Annotated in this window: 25 protein-coding genes; 8 read left to right on the top strand and 17 right to left on the bottom strand. The window is 63.0% G+C overall.

From position 1 onward, the window contains the following. Positions 1–12: 12 nt before the first annotated feature. The 8 genes from tsaE to AC3CCE_RS13725 form a co-directional block, all read right to left on the bottom strand. Positions 13–1,524, bottom strand: a complete 1,512-nt coding sequence (tsaE, locus tag AC3CCE_RS13690) for a tRNA (adenosine(37)-N6)-threonylcarbamoyltransferase complex ATPase subunit type 1 TsaE (protein ID WP_352625062.1) — start codon at positions 1,522–1,524, stop codon at positions 13–15. Positions 1,525–1,532: 8 nt separating this feature from the next. Further along, positions 1,533–4,097 carry a sensor histidine kinase gene (locus AC3CCE_RS13695; RefSeq protein WP_352625060.1) on the bottom strand — a complete coding sequence of 855 codons (2,565 nt, stop codon included), beginning with the start codon at positions 4,095–4,097 and terminating at the stop codon, positions 1,533–1,535. Positions 4,098–4,405: 308 nt separating this feature from the next. Next, positions 4,406–5,806, bottom strand: a complete 1,401-nt coding sequence (ahcY, locus tag AC3CCE_RS13700) for an adenosylhomocysteinase (protein ID WP_023681401.1) — start codon at positions 5,804–5,806, stop codon at positions 4,406–4,408. A 205-nt stretch (positions 5,807–6,011) separates the two neighbouring features. Continuing rightward, entirely contained in the window at positions 6,012–6,302 is a 291-nt protein-coding gene (locus AC3CCE_RS13705) for an HPr family phosphocarrier protein (protein WP_023672303.1), read from the bottom strand. Next, positions 6,299–6,700 carry a PTS sugar transporter subunit IIA gene (locus AC3CCE_RS13710; protein WP_023672304.1) on the bottom strand — a complete coding sequence of 134 codons (402 nt, stop codon included), beginning with the start codon at positions 6,698–6,700 and terminating at the stop codon, positions 6,299–6,301. Before AC3CCE_RS13710 ends, AC3CCE_RS13705 begins: the two co-directional genes overlap by 4 nt. A gap of 164 nt (positions 6,701–6,864) precedes the next feature. Then, positions 6,865–7,326 (bottom strand): HPr kinase/phosphorylase, encoded by a 462-nt coding sequence (locus AC3CCE_RS13715; protein ID WP_023710429.1) that lies wholly within the window; start codon positions 7,324–7,326, stop codon positions 6,865–6,867. 12 nt (positions 7,327–7,338) lie between these two features. Then, positions 7,339–9,120 carry a sensor histidine kinase gene (locus tag AC3CCE_RS13720; RefSeq protein ID WP_023672307.1) on the bottom strand — a complete coding sequence of 594 codons (1,782 nt, stop codon included), beginning with the start codon at positions 9,118–9,120 and terminating at the stop codon, positions 7,339–7,341. An 85-nt stretch (positions 9,121–9,205) separates the two neighbouring features. After that, positions 9,206–9,907, bottom strand: a complete 702-nt coding sequence (locus AC3CCE_RS13725; RefSeq protein ID WP_010912942.1) for a response regulator transcription factor — start codon at positions 9,905–9,907, stop codon at positions 9,206–9,208. A 346-nt stretch (positions 9,908–10,253) separates the two neighbouring features. Between AC3CCE_RS13725 and AC3CCE_RS13730 the strand changes: the two genes are divergently transcribed. The 4 genes from AC3CCE_RS13730 to AC3CCE_RS13745 all read left to right on the top strand — a co-directional run bounded on the left by AC3CCE_RS13730 (position 10,254) and on the right by AC3CCE_RS13745 (position 14,427). Continuing rightward, on the top strand, positions 10,254–11,864 hold the full coding sequence (locus AC3CCE_RS13730) for a phosphoenolpyruvate carboxykinase (RefSeq protein ID WP_352510643.1): 1,611 nt from the start codon (positions 10,254–10,256) through the stop codon (positions 11,862–11,864). An 86-nt stretch (positions 11,865–11,950) separates the two neighbouring features. Beyond that, a complete protein-coding gene (gene arfB / locus AC3CCE_RS13735; RefSeq protein WP_023672309.1) occupies positions 11,951–12,385 on the top strand; it encodes an alternative ribosome rescue aminoacyl-tRNA hydrolase ArfB in 435 nt (144 codons plus the stop codon). Between the two features lie 151 nt (positions 12,386–12,536). Continuing rightward, on the top strand, positions 12,537–13,166 hold the full coding sequence (locus AC3CCE_RS13740; protein WP_023703765.1) for an alpha-ketoglutarate-dependent dioxygenase AlkB family protein: 630 nt from the start codon (positions 12,537–12,539) through the stop codon (positions 13,164–13,166). Positions 13,167–13,290: 124 nt separating this feature from the next. Continuing rightward, positions 13,291–14,427 carry a phosphatase PAP2 family protein gene (locus tag AC3CCE_RS13745; protein ID WP_352510642.1) on the top strand — a complete coding sequence of 379 codons (1,137 nt, stop codon included), beginning with the start codon at positions 13,291–13,293 and terminating at the stop codon, positions 14,425–14,427. Here AC3CCE_RS13745 and coaA read toward each other — a convergent pair. The 9 genes from coaA to hisB form a co-directional block, all read right to left on the bottom strand. Beyond that, the gene (coaA, locus tag AC3CCE_RS13750; RefSeq protein ID WP_023672313.1) at positions 14,414–15,373 is read right to left on the bottom strand and encodes a type I pantothenate kinase; all 960 of its coding nucleotides are present in this window, start codon (positions 15,371–15,373) and stop codon (positions 14,414–14,416) included. The two genes, AC3CCE_RS13745 and coaA, sit on opposite strands and share 14 nt — an antisense overlap. A 132-nt stretch (positions 15,374–15,505) precedes the next feature. After that, a complete protein-coding gene (locus AC3CCE_RS13755; protein ID WP_023681408.1) occupies positions 15,506–15,829 on the bottom strand; it encodes a phosphoribosyl-ATP diphosphatase in 324 nt (107 codons plus the stop codon). A gap of 8 nt (positions 15,830–15,837) precedes the next feature. Beyond that, complete coding sequence (hisF, locus tag AC3CCE_RS13760; RefSeq protein WP_023687423.1) at positions 15,838–16,644, bottom strand: imidazole glycerol phosphate synthase subunit HisF; 807 nt, start codon at positions 16,642–16,644, stop codon at positions 15,838–15,840. Continuing rightward, the gene (locus AC3CCE_RS13765) at positions 16,641–17,477 is read right to left on the bottom strand and encodes an arginase family protein (RefSeq protein WP_352625055.1); all 837 of its coding nucleotides are present in this window, start codon (positions 17,475–17,477) and stop codon (positions 16,641–16,643) included. The genes hisF and AC3CCE_RS13765 overlap by 4 nt, the downstream gene beginning before the upstream one ends. Beyond that, on the bottom strand, positions 17,474–18,220 hold the full coding sequence (gene hisA / locus AC3CCE_RS13770; RefSeq protein ID WP_023672317.1) for a 1-(5-phosphoribosyl)-5-[(5-phosphoribosylamino)methylideneamino]imidazole-4-carboxamide isomerase: 747 nt from the start codon (positions 18,218–18,220) through the stop codon (positions 17,474–17,476). Before hisA ends, AC3CCE_RS13765 begins: the two co-directional genes overlap by 4 nt. Before the next feature lie 3 nt (positions 18,221–18,223). Further along, positions 18,224–18,514, bottom strand: coding sequence for a DUF1330 domain-containing protein (locus tag AC3CCE_RS13775; protein WP_023672318.1), 291 nt, complete (start codon positions 18,512–18,514; stop codon positions 18,224–18,226). Position 18,515: 1 nt separating this feature from the next. Next, positions 18,516–19,166 carry an imidazole glycerol phosphate synthase subunit HisH gene (gene hisH, locus AC3CCE_RS13780; protein WP_023681413.1) on the bottom strand — a complete coding sequence of 217 codons (651 nt, stop codon included), beginning with the start codon at positions 19,164–19,166 and terminating at the stop codon, positions 18,516–18,518. Between the two features lies 1 nt (position 19,167). Further along, complete coding sequence (locus AC3CCE_RS13785) at positions 19,168–19,644, bottom strand: DUF2628 domain-containing protein (protein WP_023739747.1); 477 nt, start codon at positions 19,642–19,644, stop codon at positions 19,168–19,170. Between the two features lie 4 nt (positions 19,645–19,648). After that, positions 19,649–20,248, bottom strand: coding sequence for an imidazoleglycerol-phosphate dehydratase HisB (hisB, locus tag AC3CCE_RS13790; RefSeq protein WP_023672321.1), 600 nt, complete (start codon positions 20,246–20,248; stop codon positions 19,649–19,651). Positions 20,249–20,485: 237 nt separating this feature from the next. Here hisB and hslV point away from each other — a divergent pair, with 237 nt between their 5' ends. The 4 genes from hslV to hslU are packed head-to-tail and all read left to right on the top strand — an operon-like array spanning position 20,486 to position 23,476. Beyond that, complete coding sequence (gene hslV, locus AC3CCE_RS13795; RefSeq protein ID WP_023672322.1) at positions 20,486–21,037, top strand: ATP-dependent protease subunit HslV; 552 nt, start codon at positions 20,486–20,488, stop codon at positions 21,035–21,037. After that, the gene (locus AC3CCE_RS13800) at positions 21,027–21,554 is read left to right on the top strand and encodes a GNAT family N-acetyltransferase (RefSeq protein ID WP_023727852.1); all 528 of its coding nucleotides are present in this window, start codon (positions 21,027–21,029) and stop codon (positions 21,552–21,554) included. Before hslV ends, AC3CCE_RS13800 begins: the two co-directional genes overlap by 11 nt. A gap of 4 nt (positions 21,555–21,558) precedes the next feature. Next, positions 21,559–22,161 (top strand): DUF2585 domain-containing protein, encoded by a 603-nt coding sequence (locus AC3CCE_RS13805; RefSeq protein WP_023672324.1) that lies wholly within the window; start codon positions 21,559–21,561, stop codon positions 22,159–22,161. A gap of 1 nt (position 22,162) precedes the next feature. Then, the gene (gene hslU, locus AC3CCE_RS13810) at positions 22,163–23,476 is read left to right on the top strand and encodes an ATP-dependent protease ATPase subunit HslU (protein ID WP_023672325.1); all 1,314 of its coding nucleotides are present in this window, start codon (positions 22,163–22,165) and stop codon (positions 23,474–23,476) included. Positions 23,477–23,597 lie beyond the last annotated feature (121 nt).

Genomic DNA, 23,597 nt, shown 5'->3' on the forward strand with positions numbered 1-23,597 from the left:
CTGTGGTCAAGGTCACGGGAGCCGTTCCTCCAGCAGGCCATGTGCCATGTAAAACTCCTTCAACTGAGCCAGCGCCGGGTGCGCCAGCGCCCGCCTGAGATAATCGCGGATGCGCGGCAGGTGTCGGAGATAATAGGGCTTGCCGTCGCGCTTTTCGAGCCGCACGAAAATGCCGAGGATCTTCGAATTGCGCTGCGCCGCCATGATCGCATAGGCCGCGCGGAAGGCGTCCTCATCGAAGCCGCCGGCGGCGTGGCGCGCAGCGACATAGGCGTCCACGGTCCGCTGCTCGATATCGGGCGAAACGGTGACGCGGGCATCCATGGCCAGCGACGCAACGTCATAGGCCGCCGGACCCATCAGCGCGTCCTGGACATCGACGATGCCCAGCCGGTCGTGGCCTTTGCGGTCACCGCGCCAGATGATGTTGGGCGAATGGAAGTCGCGCAGCATCAGCGTGTATTCCTGTGTGTCCAGCCGATCGAGAACCGCGTTCCATTCCCTGTGATAGCCGGCGCGTAAAGCCTCGCTTGCCGGGCTGCCGGTCACCATCGGCACATACCAATCGACCAAGAGATCGGCTTCGATCAGCATGGCGGCGCGATCGAAGGGCGGCACCTCGTGGAAGACGCCCGGCAAGGCCTCCATGCGCTGCGGCCAGGTCTTCCCATGCATCATCGCCAGCAATTCGGCCGCTGCCGCGTAGCGCTCGGCCACCGGCTCATCATTGTCGTCGAGAAAACCTTCCGAGCCCAGATGCTCCAGCAGCAGAAAGCCCCGTTCGAGATCCTCGGCATGGATTTTTGGGACACTGACACCTTGCGCCAGCAGCGCCTTGTCGATGGCGACGAAAGCGGTGACCGACTGCGCCGTGTGGGCGATCGCGGCATAGGGCTTGCCGTCGCGCACCGGCGGCCCCAGCACCAGCCTTGGCGAATTCATCAGCACGCGCGGCGCAAGGCCGGCGAGCGAAACAATCTCGTAAGAGCGCGCCGAGGCGTCGCCGACGAAATGGCGCCGCGCGGCGTCGCCCCAACCGGCCGTTTTGAGGAAATCGCGCATCGCCAGCGATCGCGCCACGCGTTCGAAGGCAACGCCTTGGCCCGATAGTTTCGCCAATCGTCCTTCGTCCTGATGGACGAGTTCGATCCAGATCGACGTTCTCGGAAGAGCGGCCTCCGCCCGTTCCGGCCACTCGACAAGGGCAGCGCCCTGCAGCAGCGCCTCGTCGAAACCCAGCTCGTCCATCTCGCCGGCCGAGGACAGGCGATAGAGATCGAAATGGTGCACGGGGATGCGCGTGTCGTAGCTTTGCACCAAGGTGAAGGTAGGGCTCGGCACATCGAGGCCGGCATCATCGGCCAGCGCCCTGATCAGGGCCCGCGCCAGCGTCGACTTGCCGGCGCCGAGATCGCCCTTGAGCGCCAGCACGTCGCCCGGCCGCAGCGCCATGGCCAGGTCTTCGCCGAGCCTTGCGGTCGCAGCCTCGTCTGCGAGAAAACGCTCCAGCACAACAACAGTCATCGAGCGCGCTACTCGGCCGCGGCGCGGATGCCCGACGGTGCATCGGGGAAGGTGCAGATGACGGTGGTGCCCTTGTCCTTGCCGGTCTCGATGCGCACGCTGCCGCCGTGCAGCTCGACAAAGCTCTTGACGATCGACAGGCCTAAGCCCGCACCGCGCCGGCGCCCGCCATTGGTGCGCGGCTCGAAGCGGCGGAACACCGAATCGAGCAGGTCCGGCGGCATGCCGGGGCCGTTGTCATGGACGGAGAATTCCACACCTTGCTCCAAATGCCGGCAGGCAAGCGTGATAGTGCTCGCCTCCGGCGCGTAATTGGCGGCGTTGCTGAGCAGATTGTAGAGGATCTGGCGAACCCGGGTCTCGTCGCCGTGAAAACTTTTCGGCGCCGCAGCGGCGTCGATCCGGAGCTTGATCGAATGCTCTTGCAGCCGGTCGGCGACCAGTTCGGCCGCGGCCTCGATGGTGCGCTCGACGCTTACTTCCGAAATGTCGAGCTGCATGATGCCGGCGTCGACGGTGGCGAGGTCGAGTATGTCGTTGACGATGGTGAGCAGCACCGAGGATGACGAGCCGACATGCTCGACATATTCGCGCTGCTTTGGGCTGAGCGGCCCGGTCGCCGGCAGCGACAGAAGCTCGGTGAAGCCGATGATGTTGGTCAGCGGCGAGCGCAGCTCGTAGGAGACATGCTGCACGAACTCGTTCTTCAGCTGGTCGGATTTCTGCAGCGCTTCGTTCTTGTCCTTCAGCGCGCGCTCGACATTGACGCTGTCGGTGACGTCCACAAAGGTCATCATCACCTGGCCGTTGGGCAGCGGGATGACGGCGTAGCTGAGCACTGTGCCGTTCTTCAGTTCGGTCTGGCCATGGCGGTCGCGGCGCTCGTCGTCGAAACCGGTGATGGCGGCGACGAACCCGCCCCACGGGCTGTCTACGGCGCGCTGGTCGCTGAGATCGCGGATCGCCGAGACATGGACGTTGGGCTTGATCACATCCTGGCTCAGTCCCCACAGCGCGACAAAGGCTGGGTTCGACAGGCGCAGCCGCCCATCGGGACCGAACACCGCGACGCCTTCGGCCAGATTGTCGAGCGTTTCGCCCTGGACCCGCACCGCCGTCTGGTAGCGGCTTTCGAGGTCCATCTTCTCGGTCAGGTTCTCGAACACCCAGGTCACGCCGCCCTTCGGCTGCGGGTTGGCCACCACGCGGATGGTCTTCCCGTCGGGCAGATGCCACCAATGCTCTTGCGATTCCACCGCGCGGTAGGCGCCAAGCAGGCCTTCTTTCCAGCGCCGCCATTCCGGCTGCTCGGCGATCTTGCCTTCGCTGCGCAGCCGGTCGAGCAGCAGCGCATTGTCGGGCGCGCTGTGCAGGAAGCCCGGGTCCAGCCCCCACAGTTTCTGGAACGCCTGGTTGAAGAAGCGCAACTTCTCGTTGGCATCGAAGATCGCCACCGCCGTGTTGAGCTGGTCGAGCGTGTCGGCATGGCTGCGCACCGTGCGCTCATATTCGCCGCGAATGGTTTCGGTGGCGCTGGTGTCGCAGGCAAGGCCGGCCGAGCCGTCCGCACCGGCGAAGTCGGTGACGGCGAACACGCGGCGGTCGCCCTCGATCACTGTCGACAGCGTTTGTTCGAAGATTGGGCGCGATTTGTGCTGCGCGGCGATCTGTTCGCGCGCTTGGGCGCCGAGGAATTCCTTGGCTTCGCGCACGGCGGTCTCGGCGTTCGGTGCCTCGACCGCTCCGGCATAGGCACGGTTGACCCATTTCAGCCGCCCGTCGGTGGCGCGCAGCCAGGCCGGCATCGGCAAGGCGTCGAGCAGGCCGATCATGGTCTCGTAGTCGGCGGCCAGACGCTGGTTCTCGATCTTCAGCCTGGCTTGGCTCCTCTGAGTTTCCGACAGCGAGACGAAGCGCACCAGCACATGCGCGGCGCTCTTGCGGCCATGCACTTCAAGCGGCGCCCCGGCCTGCGATTCGATCACGAGATCAAAGGGTTTCGCTTTCTCGCGCAGACCAGCGACGGCATTTTCGAGCGCCGCCGCCGAGCGCGGCATCAGCCAGCGGCCGAAGGCGAGGAAGGCTGCACGGTCGTCCGGCGCACCGCTTTCCAGCGGCAGCGTGCCGATCAGCTCCGGCTTCTTGTTCTCGGACGCCCAGACGATGACGCGCTGGTCACGCAGATTGAGCAGCGCCTCGGAGCGCTGCAGCGCCGCATTGACGTCGGCAATGCGGGCTCTGAGTTCGACATTCTGCGCCGAGGTGCGGGCTCTTTCGCGGATCAGGAAGATGGCCGAGACCAGTGCCGCGCCCATGACGCCGACGAACATGGCGAGCTGGATGACTTCGACCGCGCTGACCGACAGTCCGGCCTTCTGCGCAATGGCCGGCTCGGCATGGGCGGCAAACGAGGTGAGCGGGCCGGCAAGAGCTGAGGTGGCAAGAAAGCCGGCGGTGCGGGCGCCGACGCGCCTCTTCAGGCCACCGCCTGTCGTGACGGAGCCATTGCTATCGGAATCGTCATGGCCGCCGGAAACGGCCGATCCCGCGCGAGGCGGGTTTTCCCCCGGCATGCCTTGGTCCTCTTCGCCGCCTGAATGCAAGACCGCCTAGATCAGGATCACGTTTGATGGAAACGCCCTTCTGACCTAACTCTTTTCTAAAGGGCATGATCTTTTCCGAAAACCGCTTCCCACTTTTCGCTGACGCGGTCCTTCGGTTCGAATCATGCTCTCGATGCGTACGCCGGCCTCGTCCCCGGCCCACGAATCAGCACAATAGCGCGTGCTGGAATCGGCGTGAAGAATCATCCGCGCAAAAAAGAAGCCGGGCGAAAAGTCAAACGCCCGGCTTCAATATCTAGTGATAAACGCCGCTTCTGTTAATAGCGGTAGTGTTCCGGCTTGAACGGACCCTGCGGGGTCACGCCGATATAGGCGGCCTGTTCGCCGGACAGTTCGGTCAGGCGGGCTCCGAGCTTGTCGAGATGCAGACGCGCCACCTTCTCGTCGAGGTGCTTGGGCAGCACATAGACCTGGTTCTGGTACTGGCCGGGCTTGGTGTAGAGTTCGATCTGCGCCAGCACCTGATTGGTGAACGAGGCCGACATCACGAAGCTCGGATGACCGGTCGCGTTGCCGAGGTTGAGCAGGCGCCCCTCGGACAGCAGGATCATCCGCTTGCCGTCCGGGAAGGTTATCATGTCGACCTGCGGCTTAACGTTGGTCCATTGCAGGTTGCGCAGCGACGCGACCTGGATCTCATTGTCGAAGTGGCCGATATTGCCGACGATCACCATGTCCTTCATCGAGCGCATGTGGTCGAGGGTGACGACATCCTTGTTGCCGGTGGTGGTGATGACGATGTCGGCGGTTGGTGCGGCATCTTCCAGCGTGACGACTTCAAAGCCGTCCATCGCCGCCTGCAGCGCGCAGATCGGATCGACTTCCGTGACCTTGACGCGGGCGCCGGCGCCCTTGAGCGAAGCCGACGAGCCCTTGCCGACGTCGCCATAGCCGCAGACGACCGCAACCTTGCCGGCCATCATGGTGTCGGTGCCGCGGCGGATGCCGTCGACCAGCGATTCCTTGCAGCCATATTTGTTGTCGAACTTCGACTTGGTGACCGAGTCGTTGACGTTGATCGCCGGGAAGGGCAGCAGGCCCTTCTTCTGCAACTGGTAGAGCCGGTTGACGCCCGTCGTCGTCTCTTCGGTGACGCCGCGGATGGCTTCCTTCTGCTTGGTGAAGAACCCGGGCGAAGCCTTCAGCCGCTTCTTGACCTGGGCGTAGAAGTATTCCTCTTCCTCGCTCTGCGGGTTGGACAGCACGTCCTCGCCGGCTTCGGCGCGGGCGCCGATCAGTATGTACATCGTGGCGTCGCCGCCATCATCGAGGATCATGTTGGAGAGGCCGCCATCGGCCCACTGGAAGATTCTGTCGGTGTAGTCCCAATACTCCTCGAGCGACTCGCCCTTGACGGCGAACACCGGGATGCCGGCCTCGGCGATGGCTGCGGCCGCATGGTCCTGGGTCGAGAAGATGTTGCACGATGCCCAACGGATATCGGCGCCAAGCGCCTTCAGCGTCTCGATCAGCACCGCGGTCTGGATGGTCATGTGCAGCGATCCGGTGATGCGCGCACCTTTCAACGGCTTCTTGTCGCCGAATTCCTCGCGGCAGGCCATCAGGCCCGGCATTTCGGTTTCGGCGATATCGAGTTCCTTGCGGCCCCAGCCGGCAAGCGAGATGTCGGCGACCACATAGTCCTTGCTACCTGTCATGGCAGTGCTCCGGTGTGATTTGTCTTCAGAATGCGCCTGCGCCACACGGCGCGTCGAAGGGCGGAATGCCGGCCTGACTAGCAGATCGCCGCCAAGACGACAATGGGATATAAAGAAATCTTTATGCGCGTATGTGTTTTACGGGGATGCATGCCGCCCAAAAGTATCCCGCGGTTTTGGGACAACGGCGTTCAAAGCAAAAACTTCAGCACTCTTCGCCGAAGCGCGAGGCGACCAGCTGCTCCAGCGCGTCCATCGCCGCTGCGGCTTCAGCGCCGCTGGCGGTGACGCGGATCGAATAACCGGGGCTCGCCGCCAGCATCATCAGCCCCATGATCGAGGTGCCGCCGACCTTGAGACCATCCTTCTCGACATGGACGGTGGCGTCGAAGCCGCTGGCGACCTGGACGAACTTCGCCGAGGCGCGCGCATGCAGGCCGCGCTGGTTGACGATCGGGAACTCGCGCACGATCTCACCGGGCGACAGCGCGTTCATTTGCTGCTCAGCAGCTGACTTGCGACGTTGATGTATTTGCGCCCCGCGGCCTGCGCCTCGTCGAGCGCGGTCGCCATGTTGTCGCCCTTGCGGATCGACGACAGCTTGATCAGCATCGGCAGGTTCATGCCGGCGATGACCTCGGTGCGACCGGATTCCATCACCGAAATGGCGAGGTTGGAAGGCGTGCCGCCGAACATATCGGTCAGAACGATGACGCCGGTCCCGGTGTCGACGCGGCCGACGGCGTCGACGATATCGCGCCGACGCTGCTCCATATCGTCGTCGGCGCCGATTGCCACGGTTTCGAAATTGTCTTGTGGCCCCACGACATGTTCCACGGCATGGCGGAACTCGGCGGCCAGTTGACCGTGCGTTACAAGCACGAGTCCGATCATTCTATGGTGGCTCCCGTAGTCGCCGCTTCACAGGCGCTTTTTATGCTCGCCGGCCATCCCAGGCGGCGGGAGCGCTATCTTGTCGACGCGCGGCGCGTTGACAAGCCCAAAATTGCGTCGGCCATGGCCAATTTGACGCATTGCAGCAAAAAACCGGCGGCGGATCATACGAAAGGCGCAATCGCCAGCCGCGCCATTACCGCCGGCAAAGCCGCAGTGACGTTGCGCTGAACGAGGTCGATGCGCGGCACCACACAGCCGGCAATGGTCGCGCTCGACTCTTCCTGGAAACGCTCCACAGCGTTTGCGGCAACCAGCTGGATCGTAAGGTCGATGACCCCAACAGGTTGGAACAAAAGCGGCTTCGGACCAAGTCCGGGCACCTCTGTGAGGCCGGCGATGCTGGCGGGCGCATGGCAGACCAGCCGCCCGAAACGCGCCGCGACAAACAGCTGGTCGTCGCCGATCAGCCGCGCAAACAGCCCGAGCCGGCTGAAATGGTCGATGAGCGCCAGCGCCAGCGTTGTCTTGCCCGAGCCGGACGGCCCGGTGATCAGGACGCCCCGCTCGCCAATCAGGATTGCGGTGGCATGGATGTTCTCGGGTTTCGCGGTGGGATCGGGCATGCGCAGCCGCGATCAGCCTTCGGCCGGCAGCGTAACGACGAAGCGCGCGCCCTTGATGTCGCCGGGCTTGGTGCCGGGGATGTTCTCGGCGGTCAGCGTGCCGCCATGGGCTTCGACGATCTGCCTGGATATCGACAGGCCAAGCCCTGAATTCTGGCCGAACGCCTCGCCGGCCGGGCGGTCGGTGTAGAAGCGCTCGAAGATGCGGTCGATGGCGTCGGCGCGGATTCCGGGGCCGTTGTCGTCGACGGTGACGATGTTGACCTTGCCCGAGCGTGCCAGGGAAATGGCGATGTGACCGTGGTCCTCCGGCACGAAGGAGCGGGCATTCTCGATCAGATTGGTGATGACCTGGCCGATCCTGAGATCATGGCCGGTGACGAAATAGCCTTTGACGCCTTGCGGCAGCTTGGCGGCCTTGAATTCGATCTCGACAGCCTTTTTGTTGCGCGTCGCTTCGCGCGACACGGCGACGAGATCGGTGATGAATTTCTTCAAATCGACCGTGGCGGCATCCTCACGCGCCAGTTCGGCGTCGAGGCGCGAGGCATCGGAAATGTCGGTGATCAGCCGGTCGAGACGCCGGACATCGTGCTGGATGATCTCCATCAGCCTGCCGCGTGAATTGTCGTTCTTGGCCAGCGGCAAGGTCTCCACCGCGCTGCGCAGCGAGGTCAGCGGGTTCTTCAGCTCGTGCGAGACATCGGCGGCGAAGCTTTCGATCGCCTCGATGCGGGCATAGAGCGCATTGGTCATGTCGCGCACCGCGACCGACAAATTGCCGATCTCGTCCTGGCGGTCGGAAAAGTCGGGGATCTCCTCGCGGCTCTTGACGCCGCGCCGCACCCGCACTGCCGCCGCCGACAGCCGGCGCAGCGGATTGGCGATGGTGGATGCGAGCAGCATCGACAGGATGGCGGTGACCAGGGCGGCGATGCCGAACACGCGCAAAATAGCCTTGCGCTCGGCGGCGACGATCTTGTCGATGTCGCCGCCTTCCGTCGACAGCATCAGCACGCCGAGAACGGCGCGGAAGCGCTGGATCGGCACCGCCACGGAAACGATCTGCTCGCCCTGTTCGCTCACCCGCACGATCGTCGATGGACTGCCGGTCAGCGCCTTGACCACTTCCGGGAAGGCCGCACCGTTGCCGCCGGGCTGCTCGTGGTAGACGGGCAGGTCCTTGTTGCGGAAGAAGTCGAAGACGAATTTCTGCACGCGCTCCAGCATATCCGGCTGCTCGTCCTCGACCGGCGGCAGGTCGTAGCGCAGGATCTGGCCGCGCGAGTAGAGATGGCGCGAATCGAGCAGCAGATTGGCGTCGCGATCATAGATGCGGGCCCGGGTGCGCGTCGGCGAAATCAGCCGCCGCAGCACCGGCGCGACGCGCTCGGGGTTGATCGGGAAATCCAGGTTGTCGAGCTGGTCTGAGCCCGGCCCGAGGCTTTCACCGGCCTGCAGTTCGAGCAGTTTTTCCGGATCGATGCTGATCGAATCGGTCTCGACCGTCGCCGACGCGGCAATGGCGCCGGCGATGATCTCGCCCTGCGTCATCAGGCTTTCGACGCGGGCGTCGATCAGCCCGTCGCGGAAGGTGTTGAGATAGAGGATGCCGGTGACCAGCACGGCGAGGCCGGCCAGGTTGAGGAACAGGATGCGCCGGGTCAGGCTGGAAAAGATGTGGTGGCCGAGGAAGCGGCGCATCGGCACGGTCAACCTCGACAGGAATGCGGGCAGAATCCGCGACCGCCTGACAGCGCTCGTTCGTCTGCTCCGCTGTACATCCACTGCCATCGAATAGCAGCTCCCGCCTAGTCTTTGGTTTTATGCATGTCGTCGTCCCAAAAACCGCGACCACTTTTGGGCGACATGCATCAACTCAAGCTTCGCGGAACCGGTATCCGACTCCGTAAAGGGTTTCGATCATTTCGAAGTCGTCATCGACGGCCTTGAACTTCTTGCGCAGCCGCTTGATGTGGCTGTCGATGGTGCGGTCGTCGACATAGACCTGCTCATCATAGGCCGAATCCATCAGCGCATCACGGCTTTTTACCACGCCGGGGCGCTGCGCCAACGAGTGCAGGATGAGAAATTCGGTGACCGTCAGCGTCACCGGCTCGCCCTTCCAGGTGCAGGTATGGCGTTCCTGGTCCATGACGAGCTGGCCGCGTTCCAGCGAACGGGCCTGCTGGCTGGGCGCCTTTGCCGCAGCTTCGCGGGCGCTGGCGCGGCGCAGCACGGCGCGCACCCGCTCGACCAGCAGGCGCTGCGAGAACGGTTTGCGGATGAAATCGTCGGCGCCCATCTTGAGGCCGAAAAGCTCATCGATCTCATCGTCCTTCGAGGTCAGGAAGATCACCGGCAGGTCGGACTTCTGCCGCATCCGGCGCAACAGCTCCATGCCGTCCATGCGCGGCATCTTGATGTCGAGGATGGCGAGATTCGGCGGCCGCGCCGCCAGGCCTTCCAGCGCCGACGCACCATCCGTGTAGGTCTCGACGCGATACCCCTCGGACTCGAGGGCGATCGACACCGATGTCAGAATGTTGCGGTCGTCATCGACAAGCGCGATTGTTGCCATTTCAAGCGGCTCCCTCATGAGCTGTCCCTTCTGTCTTAGAGAAGGGGCTTTTGCAGGACAAATTAGGTACAAAATGTGGCACAGGCTCCACCCGCTGTCGCGGACGGCTTGCCGGCGGCCCCATCGGAACCTCTACACGGGTTGGACGAACACTGTGTGCCAATCCTTTGGGCAACCACCGTGATTTTTTGCACATATAAACGATTTAAACAACTTTCAAAATTTTTAAATCGATTAATGATTTGATATCATTCGAGTTTTCTGGTTCTCACCGTCTCAGCCCCTAACGCGGGCTCGCCGGAAACGCGCCGGCAAAGTGCGGCGAATCCAGAAGAAGGGACCCTTGATGTCGGAAGTCGGCAAACGCAATTCTGCTTGCGCGATCGATCGTATCGGCCTGAAAACCACCGGCACGGTGCATTATAATTTTGGTGCGGCCGCCCTTTATGAGGCAGCGATCCGTCGTGGCGAGGCCCGGTTGACCGCCGGCGGCGCGCTGCTTGCCGAGACCGGCCAGCACACTGGCCGCTCGCCCAAGGACAAGTTTGTCGTCCGCGATGGCGCCACCGAGCCCCATGTCTGGTGGGACAACAACAAGGCGATTTCGGCGGGCCAGTTCGAAATGCTGCTCGCCGATTTCCTTGTCCACGCCGCGAATAGCGATCTCTATGTGCAGGACCTCGTCGGCGGCGCCGATGCCGAGCTGAAGCTGCCGACGCGGGTCATCACCGAATTCGCCTGGCACTCGCTGTTCATCCGCAATCTTTTGATCCGCCCGCAGGCCGCCGAGCTTGAGGATTTCGTGCCGGAGATGACGATCATCGACCTGCCGTCCTTCCGCGCCGATCCGGCCCGCCACGGCAGCCGCACCGAAACGGTGATTGCGGTCGATCTCACCCGCAAGATCGTGCTCATCGGCGGCACTTCCTATGCCGGCGAGATGAAGAAATCGGTGTTCACCATGCTCAACTATCTGCTGCCGGAAAAGGGCGTCATGCCGATGCACTGCTCGGCCAATGAGGGCCCGGCCGGCGACGCGGCGATCTTCTTCGGGCTTTCCGGGACGGGCAAGACGACGCTGTCGGCCGATCCGTCACGTACGCTCATCGGCGACGACGAGCACGGCTGGGGACCGCACGGCATCTTCAACTTCGAAGGCGGCTGCTACGCCAAGACGATCCGGCTGTCGGCCGAGGCCGAGCCGGAGATTTTCGCCACCACGCAGCGCTTCGGCACGGTGCTGGAAAATGTCGTGCTCAACGCCGACCGCGTGCCGGACTTCAACGACGGCCGGCTCACCGAAAACACGCGCTGCGCCTATCCGCTGGATTTCATCCCCAATGCCTCGAAGAGCGGACGGGCCAGCCACCCGAAAAACATCATCATGCTGACCGCCGATGCCTTCGGCATCATGCCGCCGATCGCACGGCTGACCCCGGCGCAGGCGATGTATCACTTCCTCTCCGGCTACACCGCCAAGGTGGCCGGCACCGAGAAGGGCGTTACCGAGCCGGAAGCGACCTTCTCGACCTGCTTCGGCGCCCCGTTCATGCCGCGCCACCCCAAGGAATACGGCAATCTGCTGCGCGAGCTGATCGCCCGCCACGGCGCCGATTGCTGGCTGGTCAACACCGGCTGGACCGGCGGCGCCTACGGCACCGGCAAGCGCATGCCGATCAAGGCGACGCGCGCCTTGCTGGCCGCAGCGCTTGACGGTTCGCTGAAGGCGTCCGGTTTCCGCACTGACGCCAATTTCGGCTTCGAGGTGCCGGTTGCTGTGCCTGGCGTCGAGAGCGCCATTCTCGACCCGCGTTCGACCTGGGCCGACAAGGCAGCCTATGACCGGCAGGCAGCGCGATTGGTCGGCATGTTCGCCGTCAACTTCGAGAAATTCGAGAGCCATGTCGATGCCGTCGTGCTCGGCGCAGCACCCCGCCTGCAGGAAGCTGCGGAATAGTCCAGGCATCTTCACCGAAGCATCCTTGAAAGGCGCGGTCTCGATCGGGCCTTTTCTTTTTTGGTCCGCCGCGCCATGACTGCGGCATGCCTATCGACGACATCATCATATCAGACGAAGCCGTAATCCATCCGGGCGACCTGCACGAGGATTTCATCCGCTCGTCGGGTCCCGGCGGCCAGAACGTCAACAAGGTGGCGACCGCCGTCCAATTGCGCTTCGACGCCGCCAATGCAGCTGGCCTGTCCGAACGCGTGCGCGCGCGCACGATCAAGCTCGCCGGCCAGCGCGCCACCAAGGACGGCGTCATCGTCATCGAGGCCGGCCGCTTCCGCACCCAGGAGCAGAACCGGGCCGATGCCCGGGCAAGGCTGACGGCGCTGGTCGCCAAGGCCGCGGAACCGCCGCCGCCGCCGCGCAAGAAGACCAGGCCGTCGAAAGGCTCGGTGGAGCGGCGGCTGCAAAGCAAGGCAGGGCGCGGCACGATCAAAAAGCTGCGCGGCCGGGTAGAGAACGACTAAGGACCGCGCCGACTGCGCATAAAGCGGCCTCCCCTGCCGCAGCCGCAAGGTTTCGCCATTGCCACAGAAAGGGAGGCCGACAACGGTGGCTTTCGGGTCGCCGTTTCTGATTGGCGGTGGCATGGTTTCAGTATCAACCGGAGGCGAAGTCATGCTCGTTCTGCCCAAAGGCGTCCGCCACTTGCCTGGTTATCTGTCCCGCGCGGCGCAGGAAGCGCTGGTCGAAGAGGTGAGGACAATTGTACAGCGGGCGCCGCTGTACGTGCCGGCGATGCCGCGGACCGGCAAGGAGATGAGCGTGCGCATGACCAATTGCGGCACGCTCGGCTGGGTCACCGACAAGGAGCTGGGCTATCGCTACCAGCCAACGCACCCACTCACCGGAGAGCCATGGCCGCCGATCCCGGACGCGCTGCTGCAATTGTGGCGGGAGGTCGCCGCCTATCCGAATCCGCCGGAGGCCTGCCTGGTCAATTTCTATACGCAGGACGCCAAAATGGGTCTGCACCAGGATCGCGACGAAGCCGATTTCTCGGCCCCAGTGGTCTCGGTGTCACTTGGCGACGATTGCCTGTTCCGGGTCGGCCAAGTGACGGGCAGGGGGGCCACACGCGACGGCGGTACCAAATCGTTCCGCCTGAAAAGCGGCGACGTCGTCGTGCTCGGCGGCGAAGGCCGGCTCTGCTTCCACGGCGTCGACCGCATCTATCCGTCGACCTCGGCGCTTCTGAAAAAAGGCGGCAGGATCAATCTCACGCTGCGGCGGGTGACCTTGCCTTGAAGAGGTGAGAGTGCATTCTTGCACTTACTGAACCACTGACCTTGCGAATGAAAAGTCCCTAACGGAATTTAAGGTTTCGGCCGCTAGTCTGCGCCAAAACGTCATCATTCCCGGTGTGGATACCATGCTCGAAATCGAATCCGAAGTGATTTGGCGCTACATTCGAAATGCCGCATGGCGCACGGTTTCGATCGCCCGCTCGGATGCATCGCTCTACCTGTTCATTGGCATCTACACTGCAACGGGGCTGGGGTTTCTGGCTTGGGTCGGCGCGCTCCATCGCACCGCATACCAGACCTACGTGCCGATATGGCTTATGGTTTTCGGTTTCGTGCTGCCGGCGGTATCGCTTCTCCTGGAAACCGGCTGGCTTTTGCATCGATTTGAGCGTCGGCGGAAATTTGCTGCGGGCAAGATGTTCTCAGCCGAGCGGATGGCGGTTCTCTTTTCCGGCATATGTCTGTTGATGGGCATCATGATTTTCCAAAGCACCTTCACCTCGGTCAAGAACGGCATGTCCGTCCTGTGGAAAGGTTTCCCCTATGATCGCGCCTTGGCGGATATCGATGCCTATCTGCATTTCGGCACTGATCCGTGGCGATGGCTCTACGTTATCGGCAAGCATGACTGGGTACGGGAAACCGTCGGATGGAACTACGACATGCTGTGGTTCATCATTTGCTACAGCATGCTGTTTTTCATGGTCACGTCACCACGCACCACGCATCTGAAGAGACGCTATGTGCTGTCCTTCATGGTGGTGTGGGTAGTCGTCGGAAACATCCTGGCCGGGCTGTTCATGTCGGCCGGACCGGCGTTCTACGGCTATGTCACCGGCGATGTGCCACGCTTCGGTGAACAGCTTTCGTTTCTTGCGCAAAGCCCGTCGGCGAGTTCCGCCGCCGTGTACCAGCAGTATCTGTGGACGCTCCAGACCGAGGGTGTGACTGGACTCGCGTCGGGAATATCGGCATTTCCAAGCGTTCATGTCGCCTTGATCACCCTGAATGCGGTGTATACCTGGGAGTACGACCAGCGGTTGGGCGCCATCGCATTTCTGTATGTCGCCTTCATAGTCGCGAGTTCGGTCTATCTTGGTTGGCACTATGCGATCGATGGTTATGCGGCGGTCGCGCTCACGATCGCCCTATGTGCGGCCGTCCGCAAGCTGGTACCCGACGGCGAAATCCTGATGCCAGGCCCGGCCCGGCAATCGGCGGCTGGCGGCAGCCGCCCGGAGGCGGTCGTCACAGTTTCCTGAGCGCCACTTCCTCGACCAGATGATTGGCGCCCTTGCGCAGGATGAGGTCGGCCCGCGCTCGTGTCGGCACGATGTTCTCGCGCAGGTTTTTCAGGTTGATGTTGGCCCACAAGCCTTCCGCAATGGCACGCGCGGCGTCTTCCGAAAGCTGCGAATAGCGGTGGAAGAAGGAGTCCGGATTGCGGAAGGCCGTCTCGCGCAGGCGCATGAAGCGGGCGATGTACCATTGGTGGATCAGCTTTTCGTCGGCGTCGATATAAATGGCGAAATCGAAGAAATCCGACAGGAACGGCACTATCTTGCCGTCCTTCGGCAATTTGCCGGGTTGCAGAACGTTGATGCCTTCGAAGATCAGAATGTCTGGCCGGTCGATGGTGACGAACTCGCCGGGAATGACGTCATAGGTCAAATGCGAATAGACGGGCGCGCGGACATTGCGCTGGGCCGACTTGATGCCCGACAGGAAACGCAGCAGCGCACCGACATCGTAGCTGTCGGGAAAGCCCTTGCGCTCCATCAGATTGTCGCGTCGCAACACCTTGTTGGGCAGCAGGAACCCGTCGGTAGTGATGAGATCGACCTTGGGGCTCGACGGCCAGCGCGCCAGAAGCTCCTTCAGCACGCGCGCCGTGGTCGATTTGCCGACCGCAACCGAACCGGCAATGCCGATGATGAACGGTGTCTTGACCACATCCAGCGCGTTGAAGAAGGCCTGGCGCTGGCGAAACAGCAACTGGCTGGCCTCGACATGCGCCGAAAGCAGCCGCGAGAGCGACAGATAGATGCGCTTGACTTCTTCCAGGTCGACCGGATCGTTCAGTGAGCGCAGACGGTTGATCTCGTCTTCGCCCAGCGTCATCGGCGTGTCGGCGCGGAAGTTCGACCATTGCTCGGCCGAGAAGAAACGATAGGGGGAATATTTCTCGGTCGGAGCGAGCTGGTCCATCGAGTTTCCTGCCCTCTAGAGCATGAGGCCGAAAAGTGTGAAGCGGTTTTCGGGCGACATCATGCTCCCTCTATCAATTTAGAGACGGATTCAGATTTAAGGCCTCGGCCCGAAATCATCCGGCTCTCGCGGTCAGCCTTTCGGCCGGGATGCCTTTTCAGTGACGCCCGAACGGCCGGTGCGGCCCTCAAGCTCCTTCAGCACCTCGCCCAGCGAAACGCCGGCCATGCCAAGCACGACGAGCCAATGATATATGAGATCGGCACTTTCGGAAACGAGGGCTTTCTCGTCGCCCTTGACGGCGGCAATGACGGTCTCGACTGCCTCTTCACCAAGCTTCTGCGCCGCCTTGTCGATGCCTTTGGCGAACAGTTTTGCCGTCCACGAGTCCGGGTCGCCGGAACGGGCGCGTTCGCCAATGATCGTTTCCAGATCGGACAGCGAAAATTCAGCCATGGCGCAGTCTACAGCCTTTGTGGAGTGGATTGAACCGGATAGTCCAGCCGCATCGGCAGCCCGGCCTCGGCCATATGCGCCTTGGCTTCCGTAATCGTGTAAGTGCCGAAATGGAAGATCGAGGCGGCGAGCACGGCGCCGGCATGGCCGTCGCGAATGCCCTCGACCAGATGATCGAGCGTGCCGACGCCGCCCGACGCGATCACCGGCGCGCGCACCGCATCCGCTATCGCGCGGGTCAGCGCAATGTCGTAACCGGCCTTGGTGCCGTCACGGTCCATCGAGGTCAAAAGAATCTCGCCGGCGCCGCGATCGACCATTTTTCGCGCAAACTCGACCGCATCGATGCCGGTCTTTTCACGGCCGCCATGGGTGAAGATCTCCCAGCGGTCGGCTTCATTGGGTGCCGACACCTTCTTGGCGTCGATGGCGACGACAATGCACTGGTTGCCGAACTTGTCGGCGGCTTCCGCGACGAAATCGGGGTTCTTCACCGCCGCAGTGTTGATCGACACCTTGTCGGCGCCGGCCAGCAACAGTTTGCGAATATCGGCCACCTGGCGCACGCCGCCGCCGACGGTCAGCGGCATGAAGCATTGTTCGGCGGTGCGGGCGACGACGTCGAAGATGGTTTCACGGTTGTCGGACGACGCGGTGATATCGAGAAAGCAAAGCTCGTCAGCGCCGGCCGCGTCATAGGCTTTGGCCGCCTCGACCGGATCACCGGCATCGATGAGGTCGACGAAATTGACCCCCTTGACGACGCGGCCGTTCTTGACGTCGAGGCAAGGGATGACTCGGGCCTTCAGCATCAGCCCTTCTCCATCGTCGCCAGCAACTCGCTGAGCAGTTCGCCGACCAGCGGCGGAACCTCGGCCTGCGCATCGAACGCCGGATCGTAGGCGGAAATGGTGATGCCGGAAATCGGCAGCAGGCCGGCCATGCCGCAGACAGCCTGGCGCAGCTGTTTCGGCTCCGGGCCGCCGGGCGTGGTGTAACGGTTGGCCTGCAGCGCCCCGGGGTCGTGCACGTCGAGATCGAGATGCAGGTGCACCCGCTTCGCATCCGGCGCCTTCAGCCTGCCGCACGCCGTGGCCCAGTCCGGGCATTCGGTGCGGATGACCGGCAACGTCTTCAACAGCTCCGTTTCGGCCGGATCGAGATCGCGCGCGTTGACCAGCACGCAGCGCGCCGGATCGATCGGCCTGAAGCCGGGGATGGCCGAGGCCATCGGCTTCCAGCACAGGCCGAGAACCGTGGCCAGCGCCATGCCATCGAGAAAGCCGAAGATGGACGTCTCCGGGGTGTTGAGATCGCCATGCTGGTCGGCCCAGATGATCGCATCGGCATCCTCGCCGGCAACCGCACCGGCCGATGTCAGGCAATTGCCGGCCAGCACGATGGGAAACCGGCCGCGGTCTATGGCGATGCGGACCTCGCCGGAGAGGGCACCGCACACGGCAAAGCCGGTGGCGATCTCGCGCTGCTGTTCGTCGCCAACCCTGCCGATATCGGTGACGACGACGTCATGCCCGGAGAGCCTCAGCGCGTCGACAAGCCCGCCGGCGATAAGTGCATCCGGGCCTCGGCCCATGCCGCCGTGATAGTGGCCACTGTCATAGGATGCCAGGATGATGGAGATTTTCACGGCCGGGTCTCCATCGCCTTGCCCTGCAGCACCGCAAGCGCCTCGGCCGGGTCGATACGCCCGTCATAGAGCGCGCGGCCGGAGATGGCGCCTTCCAGTTTCTTCGCGTCGGGCATGGTCATGCGCACGATGTCGGCGATCGAAGCCAGCCCGCCCGAGGCGATGACCGGGATCGAGACCGCGTCGGCGAGATCGATCGTGGCATCCCAGTTGATGCCGGTCAGAACGCCGTCTCGGTCGATGTCGGTGTAGATGATGGCGGCAACGCCGGCGCCTTCGAATTTCTGCGCCAGTTCGATGACGCCGAGGCTGGAAGCCTCGGCCCAGCCTTCGACCGCCACCTTGCCGCCCTTGGCGTCGATGCCCACGGCGATCTTTCCAGGAAATTCCTTGCAGGCTTCCCGGACCAGGTCGGGATCGCGCACCGCCACCGTGCCGAGGATGACGCGGGCCAGCCCGCGGTCGAGCCAGTCCTCGATCTGCGCCAGCGTGCGGATGCCGCCGCCGAGCTGCACCGGGTTTTTCGTCGCCTTGAGGATGGCGCCGACCGCCGCGCTGTTGACGCTCTGGCCCTTGAAGGCGCCGTTGAGGTCGACGACATGCAGCCATTCAAACCCTTGCTCTTCGAAGGCCTTGGCCTGGGCCGCAGGGTCGTCATTGTAGATGGTCGCGGTCGCCATATCGCCGTGCTTCAGCCGCACGCACTTGCCGTCCTTGAGGTCGATGGCCGGAAACAGGATCACCGTTCAGACCCCCTCCACAATGGCGAAATGCGAGGTCGAATAAGCGCGCCGGAATTTCAGCGCTGCCTGGTATTCGGGAGAATGGAAGCAAGCCAGCGCGACCTCGTAGCTTTCGAACTCGACGATCACATGGCGATTGCCGGATGGCCCTTCCGGGCTTGACGACTGACCGCCTCGCGTCAGGAATTTCGCGCCGTATTTGTCGAACGCCGCTTTGTTGGCGGCGATGTATTTCGGATAGTTTTCCGGATCGGTCACATCGACCATCGCCATCCAGTAGCCCTTCTTGCTCATCTCAAGGCCTCCAGCGCAGGAAGTTGGTGATCAGTGCCAGGCCGAGCGCCTGGCTCTTTTCCGGATGGAATTGCGTGCCGGCAAGGTTACCGCGCGCGACCGCCGCCGTTACCGGGCCGCCATAATCGGCGACGGCCAGCACTTCGTCCGGCCTTGTCGCGTCGAGATGGTAGGAATGAACGAAATAGGCGTGCAGACCCTTAGGCCCGGTCGCAATACCCGAAAACAGCGGGTGCTTGCGCTCCAGATCGATGGTGTTCCAGCCGATTTGCGGGATCTTCAGTGCCGGATCGGCGGGCGTGATCTCCTTGACGTCGCCGGCAATCCAGCCGAAGCCCTTGGTCACGGTCTTTTCCAGGCCGCGCTCCGACATCAGCTGCATGCCGACGCAGATGCCGAGGAACGGCCGCGCCTTGGCGATCGCTACCTCTTCCACCGCTTCCCACATGCCGGCGACGCCGCGCAGGCCCGCCGCGCAATCGGCATAGGCGCCGACGCCGGGCAAAACGATGCGGTCGGCGCTGCGCACACGCTCGGCATCGGCGGTCAGCTCGATGGCAGCCGCAATGCCGGCTTCATGCGCGGCGCGCTCGAAGGCCTTGGTGGCCGAGCGCAGATTGCCCGACCCGTAATCGATGATCGCGACCCGCATCTCAGGCTTTTCCCGGCGTATGGCTCAGGCCCAGCGTCAGCCCGGTCTGCGCCGGCCGGGCCAGGCTGGCGTCCGGCACGATGCGCGGCAGCGGCGCCGGCTCATCGGCAAGCGCCTCGGCGTCCAGTGACTGGCGAATGTCGGCATCGTCAGGATTGTCGGCTTCGACGACGCCCCATTCATGCCAGCCGCCGCGGCGCAGCGCTGCGAGCCGCAACCCTTGGCCTTCCAGCCCGATATAGAGCGACACCAGTAAAGACAGTGCGGAGCCGGCCCAGTCCAGTCCCAGCCATTGGCCGAGCACCGAGATGAGCCCCATGGCGACGAAGGCGAGCGCGGCCTCGATCCAAAGCCGGTGCCAAGCGAGCCACAGCGGCGCCACCAGGAAAGCCAGCCAGGAAAAACCGTCGCGGACAAAAATGGTTGCGTCGGCCGCCTCGGTGCGGCCTGGCGGTTCCATCACGACATAGATGGCCATCAGCCTACCCTTTCAGAGATCCCTTGGTGGAGGGAACCGCTTCCGGCTGGCGCGGGTCGCGCTCCAGTGCGAAACGCAGCGCGCGCGCCACCGCCTTGAAGCAGGTCTCGGCAATATGGTGGTTGTTGGCGCCATAATGGTTGGTGACATGCAGCGTGATGCCGGCATTCTGCGCCAGCGCCTGGAAGAATTCTCGCACCAGTTCGGTGTCGAACGTGCCGATCTTGGGCGACGAGAAGGCGACATTCCAGACCAGAAACGGACGGCCCGACACGTCGATCGCGGCCCGCGTCAGCGTCTCGTCCATGGCAAGGTCGACAGAGGCGTAGCGCATGATGCCGCGCCGCTCGCCCAGCGCCTTGGCCAGCGCCTGGCCGATCGCAATGCCGGTGTCCTCGACCGTGTGGTGGTCGTCAATGTGCAGGTCGCCCTTGGCCTTCACCGTGATGTCGATCAGCGAGTGGCGCGACAGCTGGTCCAGCATGTGGTCGAAGAAGCCGACGCCGCTCGACATGTCGGATTTTCCGGTGCCGTCGACATGGACCGAGACACTGATCTCGGTTTCCTTGGTCTTGCGGCTGACTTCGGCGGAACGGGACGCCATGACCTTGTCCTTGGCTGAGGGGTTCGAAACTCAAGACGGGGTTCCAAGCTGTCATTTGCTTGAAAACGAAAGCCTTCTAGCAGCATGATCCGGCGATTGCCAGTTGCGATGCGGACAGCCACCGGCCATGGCGGACGCCGTTTGCAATCACCCGCCCCATGCATACATATGGCCGATCGAAATCACTCGTACCGCGCGCCAATCGCCTTATCGGGATCGCGCGAATCGGAGCTAAAAATGTCGAATGAACTGAGCATGCACGCCACGACCATCGTGACGGTGCGCAAGGGCAACAAGGTGGTGATCGCCGGCGACGGCCAGGTCAGCCTTGGCCAGACCATCATGAAAGGCAACGCCAAAAAGGTGCGCCGCATCGGCAAAGGCGGCAATGTCATTGCGGGTTTCGCCGGCGCCACGGCGGATGCTTTCACCCTTCTGGAGCGGCTGGAAGCCAAGCTCGAACAATATCCCGACCAGTTGACGCGCGCCTGCGTCGAGCTCGCCAAGGACTGGCGCACCGACCGTTATCTGCGCCGGCTGGAAGCAATGATGCTGGTGGCCGACAAGTCGGTTTCGCTGGCGCTCACCGGCACCGGCGACGTGCTGGAGCCCGAATTCGGCGTCATGGCCATCGGTTCCGGCGGCAACTATGCGCTGGCCGCTGCCCGCGCGCTGATGGACAGCGACAAGGATGCCGAGGAGATCGCCCGCAAGGCGATGCAGATCGCCTCCGACATTTGCGTCTACACCAACAACAACTTCGTTGTCGAAACGCTCGATGCCGGCTAACCCGCCGGTGCTCTATGATTTTCGACCGGTTACCGAAAAAGACCTGCCGATGATCGCCGGCTGGCTGGCCGAGCCGCATGTCGCCGAATGGTGGGACGATCCGGAGACGGAAATCGCCGAAATCCGGGAGCACATTGACTCTATTTCTGTAGAGCCGCTGATCGTCGAGCTCGACGGCAGGCCGATCGCCTATCTGCAGAGCTACGATCCGCATCTGGAAGAGGACCATCCCTATGCCGACCAGCCGTTCGGCACGCTCGGCATCGACCTGTCGATCGGCGTGCCTGACCTGGTTGGCAAAGGTCATGGCTCGGCGATCGTCAGGCAATTCGTCGAGCAACTGTTCGAGGAAGGCGCGCCGCGCGTCATAATCGATCCGCATCCCGGCAATGGCCGTGCCATCCGCGCCTATGAAAAGGCCGGATTCCGCGTCATTGATCGCAGGCACTCTAGATATGGCGACGCCGTGCTGATGGCTGTCGATGGCAAAGAGAGCGACGTGGAAGAAGGGGAATGAGTTGATGGCGACACCGGGCACTGCCAAAAATTACTCGGCCTACGAAGACAGCTGGCGCATGGGGCTTCTGCTCGTGCTCGCTCTGCTCATCTTCCAGGCCGGTGCGCTTTACGGCATGGGCCGCACGCCGATCTGCACCTGCGGTTACGTCAAACTCTGGCACGGTGTGGTGAACAGTTCGGAGAATTCCCAGCATATTTCCGACTGGTACACCTTCTCGCACATCATCCACGGCTTCCTGTTCTACGCCTTGGCCTGGTTCCTGTTCCCGCGCTCGCCAATCGGTCTGCGCCTGGCTTTCGCCGTCGTCATCGAGGGCGGCTGGGAACTCCTGGAAAACAGCCCGTTCATCATCGAGCGCTACCGCGCCGGCACCATTTCGCTGGATTACTATGGCGATAGCATCATCAATTCGGTGTCCGACACGCTGGCCATGGTGCTGGGGTTTGTGATGGCCAGAAAGCTACCTATATGGGTGGTCGTCGGCCTCGCCCTCATCTTCGAACTGGGTGTCGGCTACCTCATCCGGGACAATCTGACGCTCAACGTGATCATGCTGCTGCATCCGTTCGAGTCCATCAAGCAGTGGCAAAGTGGAATTCAGTGATATGACCACCTTCTCTCCCCGTGAAATCGTTTCGGAACTCGACCGCTTCATCATCGGCCAGAAGGACGCCAAGCGCGCCGTGGCCATTGCCTTGCGCAACCGCTGGCGCCGCCAGCAGCTGGAAGGCCAGATGCGCGAAGAGGTGATGCCGAAGAACATCCTGATGATCGGCCCGACCGGCGTCGGCAAGACCGAGATCTCGCGCCGCCTGGCGCGGCTCGCCGGTGCGCCTTTCGTCAAGGTCGAGGCCACCAAGTTCACCGAAGTCGGCTATGTCGGCCGCGATGTCGAGCAGATCATCCGCGACCTGGTCGAGATCGCCATCGGCCTGGTGCGCGAGAAGATGCGCGAGGACGTGAAGGCGCGCGCGCACCTCAATGCCGAGGAGCGCGTGCTGGAAGCCCTGGTCGGCAAGACGGCGAGCCCGGCGACCCGCGATTCCTTCCGCAAGAAGCTGCGCGACGGCGAGCTCGATGACAAGGAGATCGAGATCGAGGTTGCCGACACCGGCACCGGCGGCATGCCCGGCTTCGAGATCCCCGGCATGCCGGGCGCTAATATCGGCGTGCTCAACATCAACGACATGCTGTCGAAGGCGATGGGTGGCAAGAAGACCAAGGCGCGCAAGACGACGGTCAAGGAGTCCTACGCGCTGTTGGTCAACGACGAGTCCGACAAGCTGCTCGACCAGGACGAGGTGGTGCGCCGGGCGCTCGACGCGACCGAAAATGACGGCATCGTCTTCCTCGACGAGATCGACAAGATCGCCTCGCGCGAAGGCGGCATGGGCGCCGGCGTCTCGCGCGAAGGCGTGCAGCGCGACCTGCTGCCGCTGATCGAAGGCACGACGGTGGCGACCAAATACGGACCGTTGAAGACCGACCACATACTGTTCATCGCCTCGGGCGCCTTCCATGTCTCGAAGCCCTCCGACCTGTTGCCGGAATTGCAGGGCCGCCTGCCGATCCGTGTCGAGTTGCGGGCGCTGGAGAAGGACGATTTCATTCGCATCCTAACCGAGACCGAGGCCAGCCTCATCAAGCAGTATATCGCGCTGATGAAGACCGAAGGCGTCGACCTCACCTTCACCGACGATGCCATCGATTCGCTGGCCGGCATCGCTGTCGACCTCAACGCTAGCGTCGAAAACATCGGAGCGAGACGCCTGCAGACGGTGATGGAGCGCGTGCTAGACGAGATCTCCTACGACGCGCCCGACCGCAACGGCACCAGCGTCGCCATCGATGCCGCCTATGTGGAAAAGCATGTCGGCGACCTCTCGCGAAACACAGATTTGTCGCGATTCATCCTTTAAACGAGGGCGCCGGTTCATCCGGCGCCGGCATTAGAGCGCCGCGCGTCCTTTGGACGCGCAAAGGTCGCTCTAACAGTATTGAATCGACGCATCGGACTTTCCAAAAATCGGTTTCGATTTT

The organism is Mesorhizobium sp. P160187 (assembly GCF_057766425.1).